Source organism: Sphingopyxis sp. JAI128 (assembly GCF_014207235.1).
Taxonomy (GTDB): Bacteria; Pseudomonadota; Alphaproteobacteria; order Sphingomonadales; family Sphingomonadaceae; genus Sphingopyxis.
The window spans coordinates 194,570-218,187 of the sequence record NZ_JACHDA010000001.1 but is presented as its reverse complement, the minus strand read 5'-3'; the positions used below and the strand labels follow the sequence as shown (position 1 = coordinate 218,187).

At 64.5% G+C, this 23,618-nt stretch carries 26 protein-coding genes; 9 read left to right on the top strand and 17 right to left on the bottom strand.

Going from position 1 to position 23,618, the window contains the following annotated elements:
* Positions 1-873, bottom strand: coding sequence for an ABC transporter permease (locus HDC35_RS01000; protein WP_184643017.1), 873 nt, complete (start codon positions 871-873; stop codon positions 1-3).
* Between the two features lie 118 nt (positions 874-991).
* Here HDC35_RS01000 and HDC35_RS00995 point away from each other — a divergent pair, with 118 nt between their 5' ends.
* Positions 992-1,684 carry a GcrA family cell cycle regulator gene (locus HDC35_RS00995; RefSeq protein ID WP_184643016.1) on the top strand — a complete coding sequence of 231 codons (693 nt, stop codon included), beginning with the start codon at positions 992-994 and terminating at the stop codon, positions 1,682-1,684.
* Positions 1,665-2,090 (top strand): PaaI family thioesterase, encoded by a 426-nt coding sequence (locus HDC35_RS00990; protein WP_311770695.1) that lies wholly within the window; start codon positions 1,665-1,667, stop codon positions 2,088-2,090. The genes HDC35_RS00995 and HDC35_RS00990 overlap by 20 nt, the downstream gene beginning before the upstream one ends.
* A 57-nt stretch (positions 2,091-2,147) precedes the next feature.
* On the opposite strand, the gene HDC35_RS00985 is transcribed toward HDC35_RS00990, so the two are convergent.
* Positions 2,148-2,984: an outer membrane protein gene (locus HDC35_RS00985; RefSeq protein ID WP_184643014.1), complete on the bottom strand. Its 837-nt coding sequence runs from the start codon at positions 2,982-2,984 to the stop codon at positions 2,148-2,150.
* 159 nt (positions 2,985-3,143) lie between these two features.
* Between HDC35_RS00985 and parE the strand changes: the two genes are divergently transcribed.
* The 4 genes from parE to HDC35_RS00965 all read left to right on the top strand — a co-directional run bounded on the left by parE (position 3,144) and on the right by HDC35_RS00965 (position 7,624).
* Positions 3,144-5,123, top strand: a complete 1,980-nt coding sequence (gene parE / locus HDC35_RS00980; RefSeq protein WP_184643013.1) for a DNA topoisomerase IV subunit B — start codon at positions 3,144-3,146, stop codon at positions 5,121-5,123.
* An 82-nt stretch (positions 5,124-5,205) separates the two neighbouring features.
* Complete coding sequence (locus HDC35_RS00975) at positions 5,206-5,730, top strand: RNA polymerase sigma factor (protein WP_221438061.1); 525 nt, start codon at positions 5,206-5,208, stop codon at positions 5,728-5,730.
* Complete coding sequence (locus HDC35_RS00970; RefSeq protein ID WP_184643011.1) at positions 5,727-6,314, top strand: hypothetical protein; 588 nt, start codon at positions 5,727-5,729, stop codon at positions 6,312-6,314. The genes HDC35_RS00975 and HDC35_RS00970 overlap by 4 nt, the downstream gene beginning before the upstream one ends.
* Positions 6,311-7,624: a serine hydrolase gene (locus tag HDC35_RS00965; RefSeq protein WP_184643010.1), complete on the top strand. Its 1,314-nt coding sequence runs from the start codon at positions 6,311-6,313 to the stop codon at positions 7,622-7,624. Before HDC35_RS00970 ends, HDC35_RS00965 begins: the two co-directional genes overlap by 4 nt.
* Here HDC35_RS00965 and HDC35_RS00960 read toward each other — a convergent pair whose 3' ends face one another.
* Genes HDC35_RS00960 through uvrC form a run of 7 tightly spaced genes read right to left on the bottom strand, consistent with a single transcriptional unit; the run spans position 7,625 to position 14,214 of the window.
* On the bottom strand, positions 7,625-8,416 hold the full coding sequence (locus HDC35_RS00960) for a LysR family transcriptional regulator (protein WP_184643009.1): 792 nt from the start codon (positions 8,414-8,416) through the stop codon (positions 7,625-7,627). It lies immediately after the preceding gene.
* Complete coding sequence (gene apaG / locus HDC35_RS00955; RefSeq protein ID WP_184643008.1) at positions 8,413-8,814, bottom strand: Co2+/Mg2+ efflux protein ApaG; 402 nt, start codon at positions 8,812-8,814, stop codon at positions 8,413-8,415. The genes HDC35_RS00960 and apaG overlap by 4 nt, the downstream gene beginning before the upstream one ends.
* A gap of 17 nt (positions 8,815-8,831) precedes the next feature.
* Entirely contained in the window at positions 8,832-10,037 is a 1,206-nt protein-coding gene (locus HDC35_RS00950; protein WP_184643007.1) for a PLP-dependent aspartate aminotransferase family protein, read from the bottom strand.
* A gap of 16 nt (positions 10,038-10,053) precedes the next feature.
* Complete coding sequence (gene leuB / locus HDC35_RS00945) at positions 10,054-11,100, bottom strand: 3-isopropylmalate dehydrogenase (RefSeq protein WP_184643006.1); 1,047 nt, start codon at positions 11,098-11,100, stop codon at positions 10,054-10,056.
* A gap of 48 nt (positions 11,101-11,148) precedes the next feature.
* A complete protein-coding gene (gene recO / locus HDC35_RS00940; protein WP_184643005.1) occupies positions 11,149-11,886 on the bottom strand; it encodes a DNA repair protein RecO in 738 nt (245 codons plus the stop codon).
* Entirely contained in the window at positions 11,874-12,266 is a 393-nt protein-coding gene (locus HDC35_RS00935; protein ID WP_184643004.1) for a PaaI family thioesterase, read from the bottom strand. The genes recO and HDC35_RS00935 overlap by 13 nt, the downstream gene beginning before the upstream one ends.
* Before the next feature lie 13 nt (positions 12,267-12,279).
* Complete coding sequence (uvrC, locus tag HDC35_RS00930) at positions 12,280-14,214, bottom strand: excinuclease ABC subunit UvrC (RefSeq protein ID WP_184643003.1); 1,935 nt, start codon at positions 14,212-14,214, stop codon at positions 12,280-12,282.
* Between the two features lie 66 nt (positions 14,215-14,280).
* Here uvrC and HDC35_RS00925 point away from each other — a divergent pair, with 66 nt between their 5' ends.
* Positions 14,281-15,000, top strand: coding sequence for an SDR family oxidoreductase (locus tag HDC35_RS00925; RefSeq protein ID WP_184643002.1), 720 nt, complete (start codon positions 14,281-14,283; stop codon positions 14,998-15,000).
* Positions 15,001-15,633: 633 nt separating this feature from the next.
* On the opposite strand, the gene HDC35_RS00920 is transcribed toward HDC35_RS00925, so the two are convergent.
* From HDC35_RS00920 to HDC35_RS00885, 8 genes are all read right to left on the bottom strand, one after another.
* Positions 15,634-16,167 (bottom strand): F0F1 ATP synthase subunit B, encoded by a 534-nt coding sequence (locus HDC35_RS00920; protein ID WP_184643001.1) that lies wholly within the window; start codon positions 16,165-16,167, stop codon positions 15,634-15,636.
* On the bottom strand, positions 16,160-16,657 hold the full coding sequence (locus tag HDC35_RS00915; RefSeq protein ID WP_184643000.1) for an ATPase: 498 nt from the start codon (positions 16,655-16,657) through the stop codon (positions 16,160-16,162). Before HDC35_RS00915 ends, HDC35_RS00920 begins: the two co-directional genes overlap by 8 nt.
* Before the next feature lie 71 nt (positions 16,658-16,728).
* Positions 16,729-16,959 (bottom strand): F0F1 ATP synthase subunit C, encoded by a 231-nt coding sequence (locus tag HDC35_RS00910; protein WP_037515205.1) that lies wholly within the window; start codon positions 16,957-16,959, stop codon positions 16,729-16,731.
* A 42-nt stretch (positions 16,960-17,001) separates the two neighbouring features.
* Complete coding sequence (locus tag HDC35_RS00905; protein ID WP_184643886.1) at positions 17,002-17,754, bottom strand: F0F1 ATP synthase subunit A; 753 nt, start codon at positions 17,752-17,754, stop codon at positions 17,002-17,004.
* Positions 17,755-17,804: 50 nt separating this feature from the next.
* Entirely contained in the window at positions 17,805-18,134 is a 330-nt protein-coding gene (locus HDC35_RS00900; RefSeq protein WP_184642999.1) for an AtpZ/AtpI family protein, read from the bottom strand.
* A 206-nt stretch (positions 18,135-18,340) separates the two neighbouring features.
* Positions 18,341-18,742, bottom strand: a complete 402-nt coding sequence (locus HDC35_RS00895) for a YdbL family protein (protein WP_260397400.1) — start codon at positions 18,740-18,742, stop codon at positions 18,341-18,343.
* Between the two features lie 14 nt (positions 18,743-18,756).
* Entirely contained in the window at positions 18,757-18,903 is a 147-nt protein-coding gene (locus HDC35_RS00890; protein WP_160327990.1) for a YnbE family lipoprotein, read from the bottom strand.
* Positions 18,904-18,968: 65 nt separating this feature from the next.
* Positions 18,969-22,127, bottom strand: a complete 3,159-nt coding sequence (locus tag HDC35_RS00885; RefSeq protein WP_184642998.1) for a YdbH domain-containing protein — start codon at positions 22,125-22,127, stop codon at positions 18,969-18,971.
* 167 nt (positions 22,128-22,294) lie between these two features.
* On the opposite strand from HDC35_RS00885, the gene radC reads away from it, so the two are divergent.
* Together radC and rnk are read left to right on the top strand one after the other, a co-directional pair.
* The gene (gene radC, locus HDC35_RS00880) at positions 22,295-22,972 is read left to right on the top strand and encodes a RadC family protein (RefSeq protein ID WP_184642997.1); all 678 of its coding nucleotides are present in this window, start codon (positions 22,295-22,297) and stop codon (positions 22,970-22,972) included.
* A 234-nt stretch (positions 22,973-23,206) separates the two neighbouring features.
* Positions 23,207-23,587, top strand: coding sequence for a nucleoside diphosphate kinase regulator (gene rnk / locus HDC35_RS00875; protein ID WP_260397393.1), 381 nt, complete (start codon positions 23,207-23,209; stop codon positions 23,585-23,587).
* Positions 23,588-23,618: the final 31 nt, after the last annotated feature.

Genomic DNA, 23,618 nt, shown 5'->3' with positions numbered 1-23,618 from the left:
TCAGGCCTTCAGTTTCCAGCCCGACGCGAGCAGGCGATAGGTGACGACGCCGAGAACGATATTGACCGCGACGAGCATCAGCACCGCGGTCAGGATCGGGTTGGCGATCGTCGAATCGACCGTGCCGATGAATCCGTAGCGAAAACCCATGATCGCATAATAGACAGGGTTGCCGTGCGCGATCGTCTGGAACCAGGGGGCGAGCTTGTCGACCGAATAGAATGTCCCCGACAGGAGGGCGAGCGGGGTCACCACGAAATTGGTCACGGCGGCCGCATGATCGAATTTTTCCGCCCAGACCGAGGTGATCAGGCCGAGAAAACCGAGCATCATCGCACCCAATACGCCGAATAGGGCGACCGCCCACAAATGGTCGGGTCCGACATGGACGCCGGGCCAGAGAAGCATCGCAAGCCAAAGCGCCAGCCCGACGAGGATCGCGCGCGTGATCGCCGCACCGACCAGCGCGATGATCAGTTCGCCGACCGCGAGCGGCGGCATCAGATAATCGACGATCGTCCCCTGGATCTTGCCGACGAGCAGCGAGAAGCTGGAATTGGCGAAGCTGTTCTGGAGCATCGCCATCATGATGAGGCCGGGGGCGATGAAATCCGCGAAGGGGACGCCGATGACCGTCCGGCCTGCACCGCCCAGAGCGATAGTAAAAATAACGAGAAACAGGAGGGTGGTAATTGCAGGAGCCCAGATTGTTTGCAGCTGGACCTTGAAAAACCGCCTTACCTCTTTGACATATAGCGCCTGCATACCCGGAACGTTCAGGGTGTGGATATGAGGCACGCCGGGTTCGGCAAAGCTTGCGGTCGCGTCGGGATTCGTCGAGTCGAGGCGCGAAATTTGGGGCTGGTCGTTCATGACGTTCTCGCCTATCGCCTCCCCGATCTTACCGCAAGCTGGGCAGCGACGGCTGCCGGTTCAAATGGGCCGGCAATTCGCCAAATCGCCCGCGGCGGGCAATGATAAGGAATTGAACATGTCATGGACCGATGAGCGCATCGAAAGCCTGCGCAGCATGTGGGAAAAGGGGCTGACCGCCAGCCAGATCGCCGACGAACTCGGCGGGGTAAGCCGTAACGCGGTAATCGGCAAGGCGCATCGCCTTGGCCTGAAATCGCGCCCGTCGCCCGTCAAGGCAACCGAAAAGGCGGCGAAACCGTCGAGACCTGCCGCCGCGCCCGCTGCGCCGAAGTCCGCCCCGCCCGTTGCGGCCACCCGCCCCGCCGCGCCTGTCGCGCAACGGCCCGTCGCGGTGGCGCCGAAAATGGAGTCGAGGCCGCCCGTCGCTGCGGCGGACGAAGGTGGCGCCGATGCGCCGCCGAAGCCCGATGCGCCGCGCATCGTTTCGATCGGTCCCGGCGGCTTCATTCGTCAGGGCCCCGGCGACCAGCAGGCGCCGATCCCGCCTGCGCCGCCGCGCCGGCTGGTGCCCGCGAAGCCGAGCCCCGAGATCGCCGACAAGACGAGCCTTCTCGACCTCAACGACCGCATTTGCCGCTGGCCGATGGGGCATCCTGGCGAGCCCGATTTTCATTTCTGCGGCGAGGCGGTGAACCCGGGCTTCCCCTATTGCGTCGAACATTGCGGCCGCGCCTATCAGGCGCAGCTTCCGCGCGGCACGCGCCGTCCGCCCCCGCCCCCGCCCTTTGGTGGTCCCCGGGTTCGCTGAGACGCAACCGGTGAAGCCTTTCGGGCAGGATTTCGAATTCGCCCGCGCGCTAGGCCTGCAAATGGTCGAGCGCGCGGACGGTCGCTGCACGATGGCGATCGATATCGAGCCGCAACGACATTTCAGCCCGCAAGGCGCCGCGCATGGCGGAGTAGCCTATTCGCTTGCCGACACGGCCATGGGCGGTGCGCTGACCAGCCTCCTCGCCGCGGACCAGTGGTGCGCAACGCTCGAAATCAAGTTTAATTATCACGTACGCGTGGGTGAAGGACGTCTGACCTGCGAAGCGCAGGTGCTGCACCGCGGCAAGCGTGTCGCCAACATCGAAGCGAAGCTTTACCAGGACGGTCGCCTGGTGAGTAGCGCGAACGGCAATTTCGCCATTTTTGCCGCGCCCGGTTCCTGACACACGAAAGGCGCCGGACCTTTCGATCCGACGCCTCCCGTTTCCGCTCCCAAGAGGTCAGAAGCGGAGGCTCAACGAACCGCGAACGCTGTGAGTGCGGAAATGAGAGCTGCTACGCTGGATGTCGGTGCCACCGCCATCGAGCAGAAAGGGATTGGTCGGCGGCGCAGTGCCCGCCCCGACATTCACGACATAGTCGTTGTCCTTGAGGTCGGTGTAAAGATATTCGAGCCCGACCGCGATATTCTTGGTCACCATGACTTCGGCGCCGCCGCCGGCGGCATAACCCCACGCATTGGTCCGGCCGTTGTCGGCAAAGCTGTTGGCAGTGTTGCTCGTCGTGAACCGATTATCGAGCTTTGCATAGGCGCCGCCGCCGGTCACATAGAATAGCGCGCCGCCGCCGGGGGTATAGCCGGCGCGGAGCCGTGCACCGGCCTGCCAGTCGGCTTCGCGGCTCATCGTGTAGCGCGCAGGCGTCGTGGAAAAACCGCTGACGCTGTCGCGCGCCTCACTGCGTCCGGCCTCGACAACTGCGCCGAGGACGAAATTGCCCATGCGCTTGTCATATCCCAGTCGCCCGAAATATTCTGGACCGTCCTTGTCGTTCCTGCATCCGGCGCCCGGTGTGCTGGTGGTCGCGGCGCCGTTGCAGAAACCCGGCGAAAAGGCGTTCGCGCCGCCCGAAGTCGTTACCTGGTCGCCATAGGTGCCGTCTCGGTCGGTGTCGAACACAAGCGTTTCGCCGCGATCGCTGCCTTGCAGTGTCGCGCCGCCGACGATGCTGACATAGGGGCCATCGAAATCCTGGGCAGTGTCGCGATTATCCTGGGCCATAGCAGGCATCGCCGTCGCACCGGCCATAAACGCGGCGAGGAGAGAGAGGTTTTTCATTTTTTACTCCACTTTTTTGAGTGACTTTGCAGTCGCCTGCCCAACCCGCCGCCTTCGTTCAAAGTTCCCCCTTTGCACGGAAACGGGACGAGCCGAGTGGGCAGCGATAGCGGAACAGCGGCCTTGCCAGCCGCCTTTGCCCGCTCCTATAGCTGGGGAATGAGTCACGATTTGTTCGACACCGCGAGCCCCGCCACCGAGAGCTATAATGCTTCGCAGATCGAGGTGCTGGAAGGGCTCGAACCGGTGCGGCGGCGTCCGGGCATGTATATCGGTGGCACCGACGAGCGCGCGCTCCATCATCTGGCCGCCGAGATCATCGACAACAGCATGGACGAAGCCGTCGCCGGCCACGCGACACGGATCGAGATCACGCTCGATGTCGGCAACCGGTTGACCGTCGTCGACAACGGACGCGGCATGCCGGTCGATCCGCACCCGAAATTCCCCGGCAAGTCGGCGCTGGAGGTCATTATGACCATGCTTCATTCGGGCGGGAAGTTCGAGGGCAAGGCCTATGCGACTTCGGGCGGCCTTCACGGCGTCGGGGTCAGCGTCGTCAACGCCCTGTCTACCGATACGGTGATCGAAGTCGCGCGCAACAAGCTTTTGTATCGCCAGCGCTTTTCGCGCGGTATGCCGCGCGGCGGGCTGGAAGAACTCGGTCCGACCCCCAACCGGCGGGGGACGAGCGTCAGCTTCGTTCCCGATCCCGAAATTTTCGGCGAACATGGCCGGTTCAAGCCGCAACGTCTCTACCGTCTGGCGCGCTCGAAGGCCTATCTGTTCGCGGGCGTCGAAATCCGCTGGAAATGCGCGCCCGAACTGATCGGCGACGACACCCCCGCCGAGGCGGTGTTCCAATTCCCCGGCGGTCTTGCCGATCACCTGAAGGAACAGATCGGTACGCGCGAATGCGCAACCGCCGAGCCTTTCGTGGGGCGGCAGGAATTTCCCGGCGACCAGGGCCGCGCCGAATGGGCCATCGCTTGGCCGCTCTGGTCCGACGGCTCGTACAGCTGGTATTGCAACACCATCCCGACCCCGGCGGGCGGCACGCATGAGGCCGGGCTGCGGGCCGCGCTCACCAAGGGCCTGCGTGCGTTCGGTGAATTGATCGGGCAGAAGAAGGCGGCGCAGATCACCGCCGAGGATGTGTTCAACGGCGGCGAGATGATGCTGTCGGTTTTCATCCGCGACCCGCAATTCCAGAGCCAGACCAAGGACCGGCTTTCGAGCCCTGAGGCCGCGCGTCTCACCGAAAATGCCGTGCGCGACCATTTCGACCATTTCCTTTCTGACAATATGGACCGCGGCCGTGCGCTGCTGGGGCTGGTGCTCGACCGCATGGACGAGCGGCTGAAGCGCAAGGCCGAACGCGAGGTGAAGCGCAAGACCGCGACCAGCGGCCGCAAGCTGCGCCTGCCCGGCAAGCTTACCGACTGTGCGAACGACGGCCCCGAAGGAACGGAATTGTTCATCGTCGAAGGCGACAGCGCGGGAGGTAGCGCGAAACAGGCGCGCGACCGCAAGACGCAGGCGATCCTGCCGATCCGGGGCAAGATTTTGAACGTCGCGAGCGCCAGTGCCGACAAGATCCGCGCCAATCAGGAAATCGCCGACCTCGCGCTCGCGCTGGGCTGCGGGATGCGCAAGGATTGCGATGCCGACCGGCTGCGTTACGAGAAGATCGTGATCATGACCGACGCCGATGTCGACGGCGCGCATATCGCGACCTTGCTGATGACCTTTTTCTTTCAGGAAATGCCCGACATCGTGCGCGAGGGCCATGTCTACCTCGCGCAGCCGCCGCTCTATCGCCTGACCGCGGGGAATATTTCGGCCTATGCGCGCGACGACGCGCACCGCGCCGAGCTCGAGGCGACGATGTTCAAGGGCAAGAAGGTCGATGTCGGCCGCTTCAAGGGCTTGGGCGAAATGAACCCCGGCCAATTGAAGGAAACGACGATGGACCCGGCGACGCGCGGCATGCTGCGCGTTACGCTGCCGCAGGAATATGAGGAGCGGCACCAGGTCAAGGACCTGGTCGACAGGCTGATGGGCAAGCATCCCGAGCATCGCTTCCAGTTCATCCAGGCCAATGCGGCGACGCTCGACGAGGCGGCGATCGACGCCTGACGAAAAAATTTCGTTCCTCCCGTCAGAAAGCCGCTGCCCTGCCGACTAAAGGGATATGCGATACGAACGATGGGAGAATGGAGTGGCCGAGGGGGATCAGGATCGGCTTTTCGCGGAAGCGATCGACCGCTTCGGCGGCGCGCTGGCCCGGCTCGCGCGGGGCTATGAAGCCGATGCCGAGTTGCGGCGTGATCTCGAGCAGGAATTACAGGTCGCGCTTTGGCAGAGTTTCGCCAGCTTCGACGGCCGCTGTTCGCTCAGCACCTGGGTGTGGCGCGTCGCGCACAACCGCGCCACCTCGCACATGCTCGCGAATAGACGCCATGCGCAGCGCGGCTGGTCGTCGATCGAGGATGTCGAGATTCCCGACGCCGCCGCGACGCCGTTCGAACGCGCCGACAGCGAACATGCGATGGCGCTGATCCTGTCGATCATCGACCGGCTCGATCCGCCCGACCGCCAGATATTGCTTCTCTATCTCGAGGGCGTTGCCGCGGCGGAGATCGGCACGGTTACGGGCGTGTCGCCCGATGTGGTCGCGGCGAAGGTCCATCGTTTCAAATCCATGCTGACACGCCGCTTCGCCGGTGCCGGAGACGCAAGATGACCGATTTTTCCGACAAGGGGCTCCACGCCCTCTGGCACGACAGCCAGCCCGTATTCGAACCCCTCGAGCTCGAAGAAATCAAGCGTCAGGCGGCACGATTTGGCGACGCCATACGCCGCCGCAATCGACGCGAATATGCCGCAACCGCGCTAGTGATCGTCGTCTTTGCCCTGTACGCCGCGATCTTCGCCGAACCGCTGATCAAGATCGGCAGCTTGCTCGTCATCGCGGGCGCGCTGGTCGTCGCGTGGCAGCTTGCCCGTCGCACGTCGCGGCCCGATCCCAACGCCGAGGCGCAGAACATCAGCGGCTATTACCGCGAACGGCTGGTACGCGAGGAGCATATGCTCGCCCGCGTCGGCCGCTGGTACCTTGCCCCTTTCGTGCCCGGCCTGCTGGTCTTCATGCTCGGACAGGCCAAGGCAAGCGGAATGGGCGGCTCGCTCATATTCCTGCTCGTCGTCGCGCTCCAGCTGCTGGTGTTCGGCGGAATATGGATTCTCAACCGCCGCGCTGCGGCCATATTGCGCGAGCGGATCGTGAGGATCGATCATACAATCATTTTCGACGGAGATAGCCGATGACCAAGATGCTGCTCGCGGCCCTGTGGGCCACCGTGCTGACGGGGCCGACCGCCGCGCATGCGATTCAGCCGCCTGAAACCGTAGCGGCGGCCGACACCGCCTTCGATCGGCGTGCAGCGCAACTCGTCGACCTGCTTACCGAGCACGTCGCCTTTGCCGACTATTTCGATACGACCTTTCAGACCGCCATACCCGAAGCGCAGTTCAAGGCGATCACCGCGGGCCTCGTCGCGCAATATGGCAAGCCGCTGTCGGTCGAAAAGGTGACGACATCCAACGGCCGGGCAGGCACGGTCCTGCTCCGCTTCGAAAAGGGTGTAGCGACGATCGCGCTGGAGGTCGGCCCCGGCCCCGACGCGCGCGTCACCGGTCTGCGCATCACCAACTTCGCGGCGGCCAACGACAGCTTCGAAAAGGTCGCGGCGGAAATTGCGGCGCTTCCCGGTCGCGCCGGTTTCCTGGTCGCCGAGCTCGACGGCGACGCGATCAGGCCGATCGCTGCGGCGCGCGCCGATACGCAATTCGCGATCGGTTCGACCTTCAAACTCTATATCCTCGACGAGCTGGCGGCGCAGGTCGCGGCGGGCAAGCGGCAATGGTCCGAGGTCGTTCCGCTGTCGCACCAAAGCTTCTCGTCCGCCGGGACCGCGAACTGGCCGAAAGACACGCCCGTTACCGTACAAAGCCTCGCCAACTGGATGATATCGGTCAGCGACAACAGCGCGACCGATACGCTGATCCACCTGCTCGGCCGCGAGAAGATCGAGGCGCGGATGCGTGCCGCGGGGCATAGCGCCGCGTCGCGCAACATTCCCTTCCTGACCACAGTCGAAGCCTTCGCACTCAAGGGCGACAATTTCGCGCCCGAACGCGCCGCCTTTATCGCGGGCGACGACAAGGCGCAGCGCGCGCTGATCGACGGCAATGCCGACCGGCTGGTTCTCTCCAACGTCGATGGCGTGAGCTTTTCGGGCGGCCCGCGCTTCATCGACAGTCTCGAATGGTTCGCCAGCCCGAACGACATTGCCCGCGTGATGATCGACCTGAGGGCGCGCGGCTCCGATACCGCGCTTGGCGCGATGGCGATCAACAACGGCGTCGGCGGGGCTGGCCCCGCCGAACCCTGGTCCTATCTCGGCTACAAGGGCGGGTCCGAACTCGGTGTGATATCGATGAGCTTGCTCGGCGAGCGCAAATCGGATGGCAAATGGTTCGTCGTGACCGCGAGCTGGAACAATCCCGACGCGGCAGTGGCGACCGACACGATGGTCGGGCTGGTCACGCGGCTGCTGGCGCTTACAGCGAAATGATCAGGTGGTCAGAGCGGAGACGAGCGCCTTGACCTTGGCCTGCCGCCATTGCGGGGTCGGCGCGACAAGCCAGTAACCGCGTTTTACGGCAAACGCCTCGCGCACCAGACGGACGCGGCCCGCGGCAATATCCGCCTCGGCAAGCATCGCTGGAACATTCGCCTGCCCAAGGCCGTTCGCCGCGGCATCGATCGCGAGCCCTGCATCGCCGAGCCGCAGCGCGGGTTCGCCTTCGTCGGCGGGGCAGCCCGGCCATGCGATGCGCGTCTCGCTTTCGCTTCCCGGGCCGGCAACGGTAACCATCAGTGGATCGGAAAGCGCGACGCCCTCATGCTCGCCGGCCCCATCGGTCCAGAAGATCGCAAGGTCGAGATTGGCTTCGGTGAAGTCGATCCCGCTGTCGGCGGATACGAGGGTGAAGCGTACGTCGGGTGCCTGCTGGCTGTAGCGCGCAAGCCGCGGCGCGAGCCACTTGGCGGTGAGGTCGCGCGGCGCCGCAATCGTCAGCGACTGCGACGACTGGCCCGCCTGCATCGCGCGCACCGATTCCTCGAACTGCAGAAAGCCTTGGCGCAGCGCGTCGAGCCCGGCATTGGCCTCGCCGGTGAGCTCCAGTCCCTTGGGCGTGCGGCGGAACAGCACGACGCCGAGCATATCCTCGAGCGCGCGAATCTGTTGTCCGACCGCGGCGGGTGTCACCGCCAGCTCGTCGGCGGCGCGCGTGAAGCTCAGATGCCTGGCAGCGGCGTCGAAGACGCGGAGCGCATTGAGGGGCAGGTGCGTGCGCTTCATGACGCGGTCGCGGGCGCCTGAAGCGGGAAATGGGGGATCGCGACGAGCATCTGCGATCCATCGCCCATCTCCATCGCATAGCTGCCGACCATCGATCCCTCAGGGGTCGGCAACGGACAGCCCGACACATAATCATAGGCGCCGCCGGGCAAGATCAGCGGCTGCTCACCGACAACACCCTCGCCCTCGACTTCGCTGACCTGGCCGCGCCCGTCGCTGATTCGCCAATGGCGGCTGATCAGTTGGACCGCATCGTCGCCGTGGTTTTCGACGCGGACATGATAGGCCCAAAACCAGCGGCCCAGCGCCGGATGCGATTGTTCGGGCAGGTAGCTGACCGCCACGCGCACGGTGATCGACCCGGTGGTCGCCGCAAAGGGAAAGAAAGAGTCGATCATCGAGATGCCAACGTCGCTCAAAGCCCGACCTTGGTCAATGCCTGGTCCAGATCGGCGATCACATCGCGCGGATCTTCGAGCCCGATATTGATCCGCAGCATACCCTCGACCACGCCCATATCGGCGCGCGCCTCGGCGCTGACGCCATAGTGGGTGGTTGACGCCGGGTGGCAGCACAGGCTGCGCGAGTCCCCGATATTGTTCGAGATATCGACCAGTTCGAGCATATTAAGCAGGCCCATCGCCTGTTCACGTCCTTCAAGCACGAAGGAGAAGATCGGCCCGCAGGCCGCCATCTGGCTCATTGCCAGATTATGTTGCGGATGGCTCGCGAGCCCCGGATGCAAGATGCGCGGGACGCGGCTTTCGACGAATTTGCCGACCGCGAGCGCGTTTTCGGATTGGCGTCGCGCGCGCAGGTCGAGCGTTTCCAGCCCCTTCAGCACGACCCACGCGTTGAACGGCGACAAATTGGGGCCAGTGTTGCGCTGAAACGGCAGCAGGACGTCGTTGATGAACTTCTCGGTCCCGCAAACGGCACCGGCCAGCACGCGCCCCTGCCCGTCCATCAGCTTGGTCGCCGAATAGGCGACGACATCGGCGCCGAAATCCATAGGGCGCTGGAGCGTGCTCGTCGCAAAGGCGTTGTCGACCACGGTCGTGATACCATGCGCCTTTGCGAGACGGCACACATGTTCCATGTCGACGATATCCATCGTCGGGTTCGCCGGAGTTTCGAAGAAGAAGACCTTTGTATTCGGCTTGATCGCCTTTTCCCATGCGTCGTTATCGCGCCCATCGATCACGCTCGTCTCGATCCCGAAGCGCGGGCAGAGATGATCGACAAGCCAACGGCACGAGCCGAACGCCGCCTTTGCCGCGACGATATGGTCGCCCGCCGACAGCTGGCAGAGCAAGGCCGTGGTCATCGCCGCCATGCCGGTCGCCTGCGTACGACAGGCCTCGGCACCTTCCATCAGCGCAATGCGTTCTTCGAGCATCGCCACGGTCGGGTTCTGCAGCCGCGAATAGGTCATGCCCTGTTCTTCGCCGGCGAAGCGCGCCGCGACTTCCTCGGCGCTGTCATAGGTGTAGCCTGACGAGAGGAAGAGCGCTTCGGAGGTTTCGCCATGCTCGCTGCGCCACGTACCACCGCGCACGGCCTGCGTCGCAGGGTGCCAGTTGCGTGTCTTGTTCCGGTCGAGGCCCGTCGTCTTCTTCATTCTCTTATCCGTCCCGCTAGTTTTTCAGGGCTGCAACGACCGCATCGCCCAAGACTGCCGTTCCCATATTGCCGCCGAGATCCGCACCCCGGCAGCCGTCCGCCAGCACCTTGGCCACCGCTGCCTCGATCCGCGCCGCGCTTGCCTCTTCACCCCCCGAGTGGCGCAGCAGCATCGCGAGCGACAGGATCATTGCGAGCGGATTGGCGACGCCCTTGCCGGCAATATCCGGCGCGCTGCCATGGATCGGCTCGTACAGCCCCTGCTTGCCTTCACTGAGCGACGCCGACGCAAGCAATCCGATCGACCCGACGCACATCGACGCCTGATCGGACAGGATATCGCCGAACAGGTTGCCCGTTACCACCACATCGAACTGGCCGGGGTTGCGCACCAGCTGCATCGCGGCGTTATCAACATACATGTGTGAGAGTTCGACGTCGGGATAATCGGCGGAAACCTCGATCACCACATCGCGCCAGAGCTGCGAGGTTTCGAGCACATTCGCCTTGTCGACCGAGCAGAGCCGCTTTGCCCGCCCCTCAGCCGCACGGAAGGCGACATGCGCGATGCGCCGCACTTCGCTTTCGCTATAGGACATGATGTCATAGCCTTCGCGCTCGCCGCTCGCCGTCGTGCGCATGCCCTTTTCGCCGAAATAGACGTCGCCGTTAAGTTCGCGGACGATCAAAAGGTCGATCGCCGACGCGACCTCGGGACGCAGCGCCGAACTGTCCTCGAGCCCGGCGAACAGCTTGGCCGGGCGCAGGTTAGCGAACAGCCCGAGTTCGGCGCGCAGGCCGAGGATCGCCTGTTCGGGACGCAGATGGCGTTCGACATTGTCGAAGCGCGGATCACCGACGGCGCCAAAGAGGAGCGCATCGGCGGCTTTCGCCTTCGCCAGCGTTTCGGGCGGCAGCGGATGCCCGGTCGCCTCGTAAGCCGCTCCGCCGACGAGCGCACGGTCGAGCGTCACCGGCAATGCGAGCGCGGTCAGGACCTTTTCGGCCTCCGCCATGATTTCCGGACCGATACCGTCGCCAGCCAGCAGCAGGATGTTCAATGCGTCGCCCTTTCGTATCTCGCCAGCCGCTTAGACAGCGGCGGCGCGTCACGCAACCGCCCTGCCCAGCCGGTCGATCAATCTTTCCCTTACGGTCAGCAAATCGCGGTTGCGGCCATCGAGGACGTCGCGCTCGATGAAATGGCCGGTGATGACGAGGCCGTCGAGCACCGCGCTCATCGCGGGCGCAGCGTCCTGTCCGTTTAGAAAGGGCGGCAGGCGGAACAGGCGTTCCTCGTACCCGGCGGCCGCGCCCGCGCTGACGGCGCCCCCCGATTTCGGGCTGACGAAGGCGAGATCGGCTGAAACGCCCGTCACGACGCAGTCTTCAAGGTTGAGGCCGAAGCCCAGTTCGGCAAGCAACAACAACTCGTATCGCGCCAGCGCTGCGGCCCACATGCGCGCAGACGGGGCGGCGCCAATCGCTTCCAGTACCGCACCCAGCGCCGAATAAAGCGCCGGATAGGGCTGATTTTCGGGCAATGTCGCCGCGGTCAGGCTGGTCACCCAGTCGATCGCGCTCGCCGCCAGAGGTTCGGCGAGCAACGGTGCGCGGCTTTCCATCAGCTCGACCGTCGCCCCGCCCAGCTGCTCTTCGGTCCGCGCGCGCAGTTCGAGCGCGATGAGATTGCCCGGAATCAGGACCGGTCGCAGCCGCCGCGAGCGCCCGCCGCGCACATAGCCCGCGACCAGCCCGGCTTCGAGCGTCAGCGCGCGCAGGATTGCGCCGTGTTCTCCATGCGCGCGCACTGCGCAGACGATCGCCGAGGCCGTCAGGCTGGCCAAAGCACCAACTGGGTTTGGGTCACCAGCGCGACCTCGGCCCCATCCTCGGTACGGACCCGCGTCTGCCACACAGACAGCCGCTTGCCGATTTTCACCGGCGTTGCCTCGCCGACGAGCGTCGCTCCGACCGGGCCGGCGCCGAGGAAATTGGTCTTGCTCTCGATCGTCGTCGTTCCGCTTGCACCCTCGGGGAGCGTCAGGAACGCGCCCACGGCGCCGAGGCAGTCGGCGAACGCCATGATCGCCCCGCCATGGACGATCCCGCCCGCGGTGCAGATTTCGGCCCGCACGGGCAGCCTGCCGACGACGCCCTCCCTGCTCCCTTCATGGATCGTGACGCCGAGCGTCCCCGCCAATGGCATCGATGCCGCGAAATCCATCCTGTCTCTCCCCTCACCGTCCTGAATGATAGAAATCATGCACCGCCTGTGCCACTGCGGCGCTGACCCCGGGCGCCTTCCGCAAATCCTCCAGGCTCGCGCCGCGCACCGCGCGCGCGGTGCCGAAATGCATCAACAGAGCTTTCTTGCGCGCGGGGCCAATGCCCGGCACCTCGTCGAGCGGCGAACTGCCCATCGCCTTCGCGCGTTTTTGCCGGTGCGCGCCGATCGCGAAGCGGTGCGCCTCGTCGCGCAGGCGCTGGATGTAGAAAAGCACCGCATTGTTCGGCGGCAGCGTGAATTCGCGCCCGTCGGGGTGGTAGAAGGTCTCGCGTCCCGCGTTGCGATCGGGGCCCTTCGCGACGCCGACATAGGTGAGATCGTCGATCCCGAGTTCGGCAAGCACAGCGCCTGCTGCCGAGACCTGCCCCTTGCCACCGTCGATCAACACAAGGTCCGGCCACTCGCCCTTCGTTCGCTCGGGATCTTCTTCGATCGCACGCGCGAAGCGGCGCTGGAACACCTCGCGCATCATCGCGAAATCGTCGCCCGGCTGCGTCTCGGCGCGTTTGATGTTGAACTTGCGATACGCACCCTTGATCCAGCCATCCGGCCCCGCGACGACCATTGCGCCCAATGCATTGGTCCCCTGGATATGGCTGTTGTCGTAAATCTCGATCCGCTGCGGCGGGTTCTCAAGGTCGAACAGCTCGGCTAGTTCGCGTCCGAGCTTTGCCTGGCTGCTGCTTTCGGCGAGCCGCCGGTCGAGTTCCTCGCCCGCGTTGCGCACCGCCTGTTCGAGCAGCCGGCGGCGGTTGCCGCGCTGCGGCACGCTGATCTCGACCCTGCGGTTCGCGCTCTCGCCCAAGGCTTCGGCGAGCAGCGCGCATTCGTCGGGTTCGCGGTCGACGAGGATGGTCTTCGGCGGTGGCACGCCTTCGTAGAATTGCATCAGGAAGCTCGCCATCACTTCGCTCTCCGGCACGCCCGAAATATGCGCCGGAAAAAAGCTGCGGTGCCCCCAATTCTGCCCGCCGCGGATGAAGAAGCCCGCAATGCACAGTTGTCCGCCTTTCGCGGCCAGCGCAAAGACGTCGGCGTCGCCCAGTCCGTCGGCGTGAACCGACTGGCTGCCCTGGATGAAGGTCAGCGACTTCAGCCGGTCGCGGATCACCGCCGCCTGCTCATAATCCATCGCGTCGGCCGCCTTGGTCATCGCGTCGCCCAACCGTTTCTGCACAGCGGTCGAGCGGCCTTCGAGGAAGTCCTGCGCGTCGCTGACCAGTCCGGCATAATCCTCCTTCGAAATGCGATCGACGCACGGGGCACTGCACCGCTTGATCTGGTAGAGCAGGCACGGTCGCGAGCGGTTGGTAAAGAAGCTGTCGGTGCAACTGCGGAGGAGAAAGGTCTTTTGCAGCGCGTTGAGCGTCTGGCCGACCGACCCCGCGCTCGCGAAGGGGCCGTAATAGCGCCCCTTCGCCCGCCGCGCGCCGCGGTGCTTCTGCACCCGCGGGAAATCATGATCGGTGCGCAGCAGGATGAAAGGAAAGCTTTTGTCGTCGCGCAGCAGGACGTTGTACGGTGGGCGATAGCGTTTGATCAGTTGCGCCTCGAGCAGCAGCGCCTCGGCCTCGCTGGTCGTCGTGACAATCTCCATCGCGCGCGTCTGCGACACCATGCGCTGGAGCCGCTGCGGCAGGCGCGCGACCTGCGTATAATTGGCGACGCGATTCTTGAGCGCGCGCGCCTTGCCAACATAGAGCACGTCGCCGCGCGCATCGAGCATCCGGTACACGCCCGGACGCGCCGGCAGCTTGCGCACGACGCTACGGATCGCCTCGGCGCCGCGTTCGAGATCGGGCTGGTCGCCCTCCGCGTCGCCGCCGCGGATCACATAGGTCGCTTTTTCTTCGTTGAATCGGTCAGGAGCGTTCGGGCGGGCCATGATTTTGCATGTAGGCGATGGCGATGCGACCCGCCATAGTGTCCGGGTCAGAACATGGGGGGTCTTATGGAACTGCACGGCAAACTGGCGCTCGTTACGGGCGGAAGCGACGGCATCGGCCGCGAGATCGCGCTGCAAATTCAGGGCGCGGGCGCCGACGTCATCGTCACGGGCCGGTCGGCCGACAAATTGCGGGCGATGGAAGGGCTTGGTTTCGGCACGATCATTAGCGACCTCTCGACGCCGGCGGGCGTCGATGCGCTTGTTAACGGCGTGGCGGGCAAACCGATCGCGCTGCTCGTCAACAACGCGGGGGTGGGCAGCGAATATGAGCTCGACCGGCCCGAAACGCTGGACAGCGCGGCGCATTGCATCCGCACCAACCTCGACGCGCCGATCGCGCTCTGCACCCGGCTGCTCCCCGTCCTGCGCGCCCAGCCCGAAGCGGCTATCGTCAATGTTACCTCGGGCCTTGCGATCGCGCCGCGCGCCGCCGGGTCTGTCTATTGCGCGACCAAGGCGGGACTGCGCAGCTATACGCAGGCCATCCGGCACCAGTTGAAAGGCAGCAATGTTCGCGTGATCGAGGCATTGCCCCCGGTCGTCGCAACGAACATGACAGCGGGCCGTACGGGCAAGAAGATGAGTGCCCATGATTGCGCCGCCGAAATCGTCCGCGGCATTCGCACCGGCAAAAGCGAGGTCAACGCCGGGATGGTCAAGATATTGCAGCTCGTCCACAGCATTTCCCCCGCACTGGCGCGGCGGATCATGATCCGGTTTTAATTGGCCTCGCCATGCCCGCCTGGGATGGGAAGCCGCGCGACTTAAGCCGGATTTGATCCGGGATCGGTGCGGTGCCAGGACCGCATCTCGATCCAAAGGTCAGGAAAAGTCAGCCTTGTGCAGCCCTCGCTTTTCGCACTCCGCAGCCATGCCGCGCGGGTTCCTGCCGCATCCATAAACGAGGCAGCGCCTGCCTGTGCCTGCATATAGAAAGAGCCGGGACGAAGGCTGGCACAGCCGAATAATGTAGGACAGTGTTTTTTTGCGCGGCGGTTGTCCGCACGGGCGTGGGAAGCTGTCACAGTCAGCCCCCCTCGTCATCCCGGACTTGATCCGGGGTCCATGACTTCGACGCCGCGATGGATCCCGGATCAAGTCCGGGATGACGAGGCGTGGAATATCCTCCCTGTGGCGCAGCCTTGGGGAGGGGGACCGCCGCGAAGCGGTGGTGGAGGGGCTGCGACGGTGTGCCATTGGCCCCTCCGTCAGCCCTGCGGGCTGCCACTTCCCCATGCCTGCGGCACAGGGAGGATTAAGGACCGCAACTGGTCGCCAGCGGACAATCATCAAGCCCGCAAACAAAACGCCCGCGGATTTCCGCGGGCGTTCTGTTTCGGGCGATGCCTAATAGGCTCAGGCCTTGGCGACGTCTGCGATAGCCCGGTCGATCAGCGCCTTGTCGGCGGCGGCGTCATGCTTGTCGGCGATCAGCTTTGCCGCGGCTTCAGTCGCCGCCTTGGCGGCGGCGGTACGGACTTCGGCAAGCGCGCCGGCTTCGGCCGCGGCGATGCGGTCTTCGGCCATCTGCTTGCGGCGCGCGATCAGCGCCGTTGCGTCGGCCTTGGCCTTCGCGACCAGCGCTTCGGCCTCGGCGTCAGCGCGAGCGCGCATCTCGTCGGCTTCCTTGGCGGCGTCCGCCAGTTTCGCCTCATATTCGGCCTTCAGCGACTCGGCGTCGAGGCGCAACTGCTCGGCTTCCTTGAGCTGCTTCGAAATCTCGGCAATCTTGTTGTCGAGCATGCCCGCGATCATCGCCGGCACCTTCTTCCACAGCAGGATCGCGATGAAGATCGCCATCGCGATCGAGACCCAAGAAGTCGCCGTGAGGATGCCGAAAGATTTCGGTTCCGCCGCCGCTTCGGACAGGATCATGAGGAAATCAGCCATGGAGCACCGCCTTCACCGTCGCCCTAGCATCCGCTACAGCGACTTTCACACCCGACAGCTTGGCGACGAGGTCGCCCGCCGCTTCGGCCGCGACCGCCTCGATTTCCGCCATCGCCGACGTGCGCGCGGCACCGATTTCGGATTCGGCCGCCGCCAGCTTGTCGGCGAGTTCGCCATCGACCTTGGCCAGACGCTTTTCGGCGTCCCTTGCAGCCTTGTCCTTGGCGTCGGTCACCGCCTTCTGCGCTGCGGCACGGCTCGCTTCGCTCTGTTGCCGGTAGCTTTCCTCGAGACCGTCGGCCGCCGCGTGCGCGGCTTTCGCCGCCGCGAGATCGTCGGCCACCTTGCGGTCGCGCGCGTCCACCGTCGCCTCGATCTTCGGCAGCATGCCGCGGCCGATGACGAAAAAGACGAAGCCGAAGGTCAGCAGCACCCAGAATATCTGCGATGCGGCGTACCAGCTTTCAGCGAATTGGCTGATTTGAGGCATGGATATACTCGACCGAATAGGAAAATTTCAGTCGCGGGGCCGAACCGACCGGGCCGGCCCCGCAAACGGGATCAGGCTGCCTTGAGGTACAGCAGGATCGCGATCAGGAACGACAGCAGGCCGAGAAGTTCGGCGGCCGCGAAGCCGATGAACAGGCGGCCCTGCTGGCCGTCGGCTGCCGCCGGGTTGCGCAGCGCGCTTTCGAGGAAGCTACCGAACACGTTGCCCACACCGATGGCGGCCATACCGGCACCGATAGCGGCCAGACCGGCGCCGATGAGCGAAGCAGCTTGAACGTCCATTTTATACTCCTTGGGAAAAACGTAGATTATGCAGTTGAAAAATCAGTGTAGATTGATCGCGTCATTCAGATAGAGCGACGTGAGCAGCGCGAAAACATAGGCCTGGATGCCCGCCACCAGCAGCTCAAGACCGCTGATCCCGATCATCAACGCCATGCTGGGGAGACCGACGCCGAGTCCGATCGCGGGGCCGGCGGCAATACCGTCGATGATGAACGACGCGAACACTTTCATCAGCACGTGGCCCGCGGTCATCGCGACGAACAGTCGCAGCGCGAGACTGAAGGGCCGAACGAGGAACGACACCAGCTCGATCGCCGGGATCAGCCACATGAGCCAGATCGGGGTGCCGTGCGGCACGAAGAGCGAGAAGAAATGGAAGCCGTGGCGCCAGAAACCGACGATCAACACGATCGCGAAGCTGAGAATCGCGAGCACGCCGGTGATCGCAAAATGACTCGTCACGGTGAAGGGATGCAAACCGAACAGGCCGAAGGGCATAAGGCCCAACACGTTCAACATAAGGATGAACATGAAGAGCGAGAAGACATAGGGCGTATATTTACGGCCTTCGGGACCGATATTCGCGTTCATCATGCTGGAGATGAAGCCGGTGAAACCCTCGACGGCGACCTGCCAGCGACCCGGAACGAGCTGGCGCTTCATTCCCCCGATCATGAAGGCCCACAGCAGCAGGCCGGCGATCACCATCCAGAGCGCGCTGGTGGTAAAGGCAACCTCATGATTGCCGACATGGAACATGTCGAACATCTTCTGCACCTCGAACTGGTGCATCGGGTCCACTTTGCCTTGATCCGCCACGCGATACCTCGCCTAAAATCCAATCAATCCGGCTTCTTGGGCCGGACGTTCGCAATCCGAAATATGTTCCTGAAGGCGACGACTATTCCGAGGAATAGCACCACCAACAGGCCCCAGGGCGACGTGCCGGCAAAATGGTCGATCGTCCAACCGACCAGCGCGCCGCCACCGATCCCGCCCAGCAGCTCGGCCAGAACGCGATTACCGAGCTTGTAATTCGCATCGGTCTCCGGTCCGGCGGTCGCTGCGGTCCGCCTTGCTTCTGCGGCTTCGGCCCGGTCCAATCGCTCTTCGAGCGAGACCAGGCGCGAATCCTCAGAGCCAAGTTCCGGATCGCTGCCATTCCCCGTCATTTGCGCCATCCTCCTGAAACGGAACCGGAAACTCCCGATTCCGCCTGCAAAAAAAGGCCCGAAAATTCGGGGGACCCCTAAGGCGCGGTCCGTTTAGGAACGCGGCCCCATTAAGTCAATGCCTCTGCTTGTGCGCACAAAAATGCCGCCGCGTTTAGGGGCGCGGCGGCATCTGAGAGCCCTCGGGCTCCGTTATCCCGTTGGAATCAGGGGCAGCGCGCGTCGCGCTCGGGCGCGCTCCCATCGCGCGTTTTCCACGCGCCGCCCGGGGTCTGGTATTTCTCACCCGGCTTCGTCTTTGCGATCAGGTTGCAGCCGCTGGTAAAGGCGAATTGCTCCACCGTGCTCCCGGTCGATTGCGCGCTCGCGGTATAGGCCGCCTTGCGCTTGATGTTGAGGTCCTGAACCAGCGCGCGGATCGCGGGGGTCGGCGCGGTTGCAAAGCCAAGATAGCCGTCGGGTTGCTCGCCGATCTGGCCGGCGGCACGCGCCGCGGCATAAGCCGGATCGCGCTGGGCCATCGCCGAGGGGACCGCAAGAGCCACCGCCGCCGTCGTCGCGATCGCGGCAAGGGCCAGTCCGGTCGGATTCCACTTCGTCATACGCATCGCATTCTTCCCTATCAGAATATCTCGCTATTCTGCTCGATGAGCTTCTTGGCATCGCCATCCAGCCTGTACACCACTTCCTGACGGATGTTGATGTTCAGATTGATCTCGATCGGCTTGTCGGGCGTATCGATCTGGACGCAGCCCGCAAGGGCCGACATTCCCGTCATTACCGCCAGACAGCGACCGCCTGTGGCCAGCCTCCTTGCTCCAGTCTTGGTCATAATCATTGCACGGGCTCGCTTTCTGGGGGCTGAACGGGGACGACCTTTGCTTTGTCCGCTTCTTCCTGCGCGCGCATCAACGTTGGAAGATTCTGCTCGATCAACAGCGAGGGGTCGTAAAACCCCTTGGCCGACGTCAGCAACTGGCGGAAAGGCGCGCGAATTTTCACGTTGAACACGAGAGGCAGCTTGGCAATCTGGTTGGTCAGGAAATTGCGCGCCGCGCCTTCCCCCTGCCCCACGCCGCCAAAGCGGATATCGGTCACCATTTCGCCATCGAGGTCCCCGTTCAATATGATCGTCAGATCGTCATATTTCAGGCTGCGCAGCGCGCCAAAGGCAAAATTGGCGATCGTGCCCAGATTGCGGTTCGACAATTCGCCGACATAGGCGAGCGTGCCCCCGCCGGCGCGCGAATCGATGCGGCCGCCCACGATGCGACCGCCCAACCCGTCGAATTCGACGGGCAGCGTCCCGTCGAACACGCCCGTCGCATTGATATTGTCGAAACCGAAGCTCTGCAGGAATACCGCGGCATCGACCCCGACGATATCGAAACTCAACCGGCGGGCATTGTCCGTATTGAAATCGAGCATCGTCGGATGGAGAAGCAGCTTGCCGCCGCCAAAGGGCCAGCTTCCGCCCTCGATCCGCACGCGATTGTCGCCGAGCAGGCGATATTCGATCTCGCCGTCGAGCACCGGGATGCCGGGGTTGATGTCGCGAATCTTCGCGATCTGCCCCGGCACGGTCCGGAGGCCGATCAGGTCGTCGAAGCTGATCGTCGTCGTCAGCCCGGTTACCGGGCCGAACGCCGCCGCCAGGCTGGCATCGGCAGTGGCGAATGTCCCTCGGCTGGTGACGCCTTCGGCGGTCCAGTCGATCCGTCCGTCGCCCACTACCGAACCTTGTACATTGGCGACGACGCCAAGCGCGAGGCCGGTAAGCTGATCGGGCTGGAACGCCTCGTTGAAGCGCAGTTCCTTCACCGTCAGGTCGGCCGACCCGCTGCTATCGGCCAGCCGGTGCCGGATCAGCGCGTCGAGGATCTTGGTTCCCGTCTTTTGTTCGTTGAAGCCTGCTTTCGCTTCGATGACGCCATTAGCGAAACGAAGCGTCGCATCGTCGCTTACAAGCGGAAAGAAACGGGGCTCTGGCGCCGAGTCGGTGAGCAGCAGCCTGCCATCGAGGGTCAGCGCGCCCTCCGTAAAGCGCCATTGCCCGGTAATCTCGCGCATATCGAGCGGTACTGCACCGATCTTGCCGCTCGCGCCGCGAAGGTCGCCGGCCATTCCTTGCGGCGTCGATCGCCCGGTCAGGCCGTCGGCAGTAAAATATGTCGCGCTTTCGCCCTCACCCAGCCGGATGTCGGCGCGCGACGCCGACCAGCGCATCGCGGACAGGTCGATGGCGGCCGGCCCGCTTTTCAGGCGGAATGGCGAACTTCCGCTCGATCCGCGCAGGGCGATGCCGGGAATATGGATATCGCCGCGCAGCCCCTCGGGACCGGCGCTAAGCAGGGGCGCCCCCGACCGGCTGCACAAGTCGACCGCGTTGCGAACCAACCGAATGCCGCCGATCTCGATCCGGTCGGCGGCAACGCGGCTACACCCGCCGTCGAGCGCGAACGTGCCGGTCGGCGCAAGATAGCCGCGCAGCGGCACGCTCAGCCGTTCGACGCGCCCGCCCGCAAACGGACCCCACAGCGTCGCTACGGCTTCGAAGCGCATCGGGTGGCCCGCGCCGCCCGAGAAACGCACCGGCGTCATGGCGAGCCGCGCAGTGCCGGCGCTGTAGGGATCGAGACTGGCCAGTCCCGTCACCTTCCCTTTGGCGCTGCGATCGAGGCTCAGCGTGCCCGATGGCAGTCCGCCGCCAGCGATACTCCAGCGCCCCGTCGCGATCACGGCACGCTCGTCGGCCCCATAGAGATAACCGACACGGCTGTCGGCGCTGCCCACGAAATGTGCGCCGCTCGCGCTCGTCAGTTCGGGAGCGATCAGGTCGATGCGCGCCGTCGGCCCCTCGCCCGCCAGTTCGAAACCGGCGCTGCCGCTCGCATCGGCCAGCACGCGGCTCAGCGCACCGACAGCTTTCGCTGCGAGCGGTCCGACCGGCGTTCCGGCAAGTCCGCGCGCGCCGTCCGCAATCGAACGGCGGAGGGCCGCGCTGCCGCTTGCGCGCCCGAAGCTGATTCGACCGTCGAATTTGGGCGCGGCGCTGCCCACGCTGCCCCTGGCGTCGAGGCTGATCGTGGCAGCGGCGAAATCGGTTCCGCGGAGGCGCGCCATATCGGCGTCGATGTCGAGATCGGTTTTGACGTCGCTGCCATCGAAACGCGCCACCACGCCGAGGCGCTCGGCCTGCAACGGACCCGCGACAAGCTGCGCGATGCTGGCATCGGCGCTGCCTTTCCAGCGTTGCAGGTCTTCGGAGAGCGACAGGTCGAGTGCGATCTGGGGCGCCGATGCGGCGACGCTGCCGCCGGCGCAGCGTAGCGTCCGCCCGCGCAGCGGTCCGACAAGTTGCGGCCGGACGGCGCGGACGCGCAAGGTGCCGTAAAAGCTGATGCCGCTGCCGCTGCACCCCGCGGCCGCCACCTCGGGCGCGACCAGCGCGAGTTTTCCGTCGAAGTCGCGCCTCAGATTGCCGCGGCCGTTCAGCGCCGCGCCGATATCGCCCCACGGCGTTTCGACGCGCGCGCGCGCGTCGCGCAACGCGACCGACAGGTCGGGCAAGGCGAAGGGATCGGTGCTGTCGGGATCGCGAAACCTGTCGAGCGCGCCGAACGAAAGCCGTCCGTCGACGAAGCGGCCGTAGAGCCGGACCCCCTCGGCGCGGATTTCGGAGACATAGGGGCCCGACCAGCCATAGCCTAGCAGCACCTCGACCTTCTTGGCGGTGAGATCCGGGCGTTTCGGGTCGCCGATGACGATGTTCGACAGGATTTCGCTGCGAAAGCCAATGCGGTCGATGCGGTATTGCGCCGGGACGCCGCGGCTGCCGAGCTGGTCGCGGATGAATTCGTCGGCGATCGGTTCGCGCGCGATCCACACACCCGCAACAACCAGTACGACCGCTCCGGCCGTCATCCAGCGCTTCTTGAACAACAATGTCCGGCGCTTCCGGCGCGGTTCCATCCCGTCCGCCGGTTCAGTCATGATCGTTGGCCGATGACGTCATGGCAGCAAATCTTGTCCCTCGACCCGCATCCCGTTCAAGGCACGAACGCCGGAAATCCCGTTTCGATGCAGGAAATTGGTCCGGTTCGCCATCGTCTTGTCCTATGAGCGTTGAGTGCGCGTCACAAGGCGGTTATTGCGAACGCATGGGGGATATGCCGGATCATGTGGGTCATCGTGCGCGTTTGCGCTCGCGTCTGCTCGACGATCCGGGCGGCCTGGCCGACTATGAACTGATCGAATATCTCCTCGCTCTCGCGATCCCGCGCCGCGACACCAAGCCCTTGGCCAAAGCCTTGCTGCGCGAATTCGGGTCGGTGGCGCAGGTCGTCAGCGCCGATCCCGACTCGCTGCGCCGGATCGACGGGCTGGGCGACACCGGTATCGCCGCACTCAAGATAGCGCAGGCAACGAGTCTGCGGCTGCTGAAAGACGAATTTCGCGACAAGCCCCTCCTTTCGAGTTGGGATGCGCTGCTCGACTGGCTGCGCGCCGACATGGGGCCGATCGACATCGAGCGTGTCCGCGTCCTCTATCTCAATTCACGCAACATGCTGATCCGCGACGAGTTGGCGAGCGAGGGATCGATCGACCAATCGGCGATCTATGTTCGCGAGGTGATCAAACGCGCGCTGGAACTCGGCGCCTCGGCGATCATCCTCGTTCACAACCATCCGAGCGGCAGCCCCGAGCCGAGCCGACAGGATATAGCAATCACCAAGGATATCGCGAGCGCCGCCGCGAAGCTGGGGATTGCGCTCCACGATCATATCGTCATAGGCGGATCGGATTATCGCAGCTTCCGGGCGATGGGACTGCTCTGACCGCATATTTGACTTCGGCGGACATCTTGGACATCGTCACCGCCATGCAGATTCGATGCGGCCTCTTCCGCTTCCGCCATCATGGGGGACAGCTTCTCGCGGGCATTCAGCCCCGGGTTCCGGCGTGATTGCCCCGGGCCCCGGGGCACCTTCCACTTGATTGACCGCATGCGGCCGACGCCGCGCGCAAACCGGAAAGTCCGTGCCATGAGTCCCAAGAAAAAGGGGGCGGCAATGCCCCATATCCGCATGATCGACAGCGAGGCCGACGCGCTGACGGAACTGACGCTGCAACAGCAACGCGAGTCGGCGCGCTTCTATGACCTGCTCCTCGACGAAATCGATCGCGCCGCGATTTGCGAGCGGTCGGAAATCCCCTCCGACGTCGTCACCATGGGCGCGAGGGTCACGTTCGTCGACGAAATGAGCGGTGCCGAGCGCACCGTGCGCCTGGTATATCCCGCCGAGGCGGATATCGCAGAGGGGCGAATGTCGATTTTGACCCCTGTCGGGGCGGGCCTTATCGGCCTGAGCGTCGGGCAATCGATCAACTGGCCCGATCGAGGCGGAACCGAACATCGGCTTACGATCGTCGCGGTACACCAGCCGGGATAGACGCCCGCAAACAGTGATGCAGCCGCCGGAT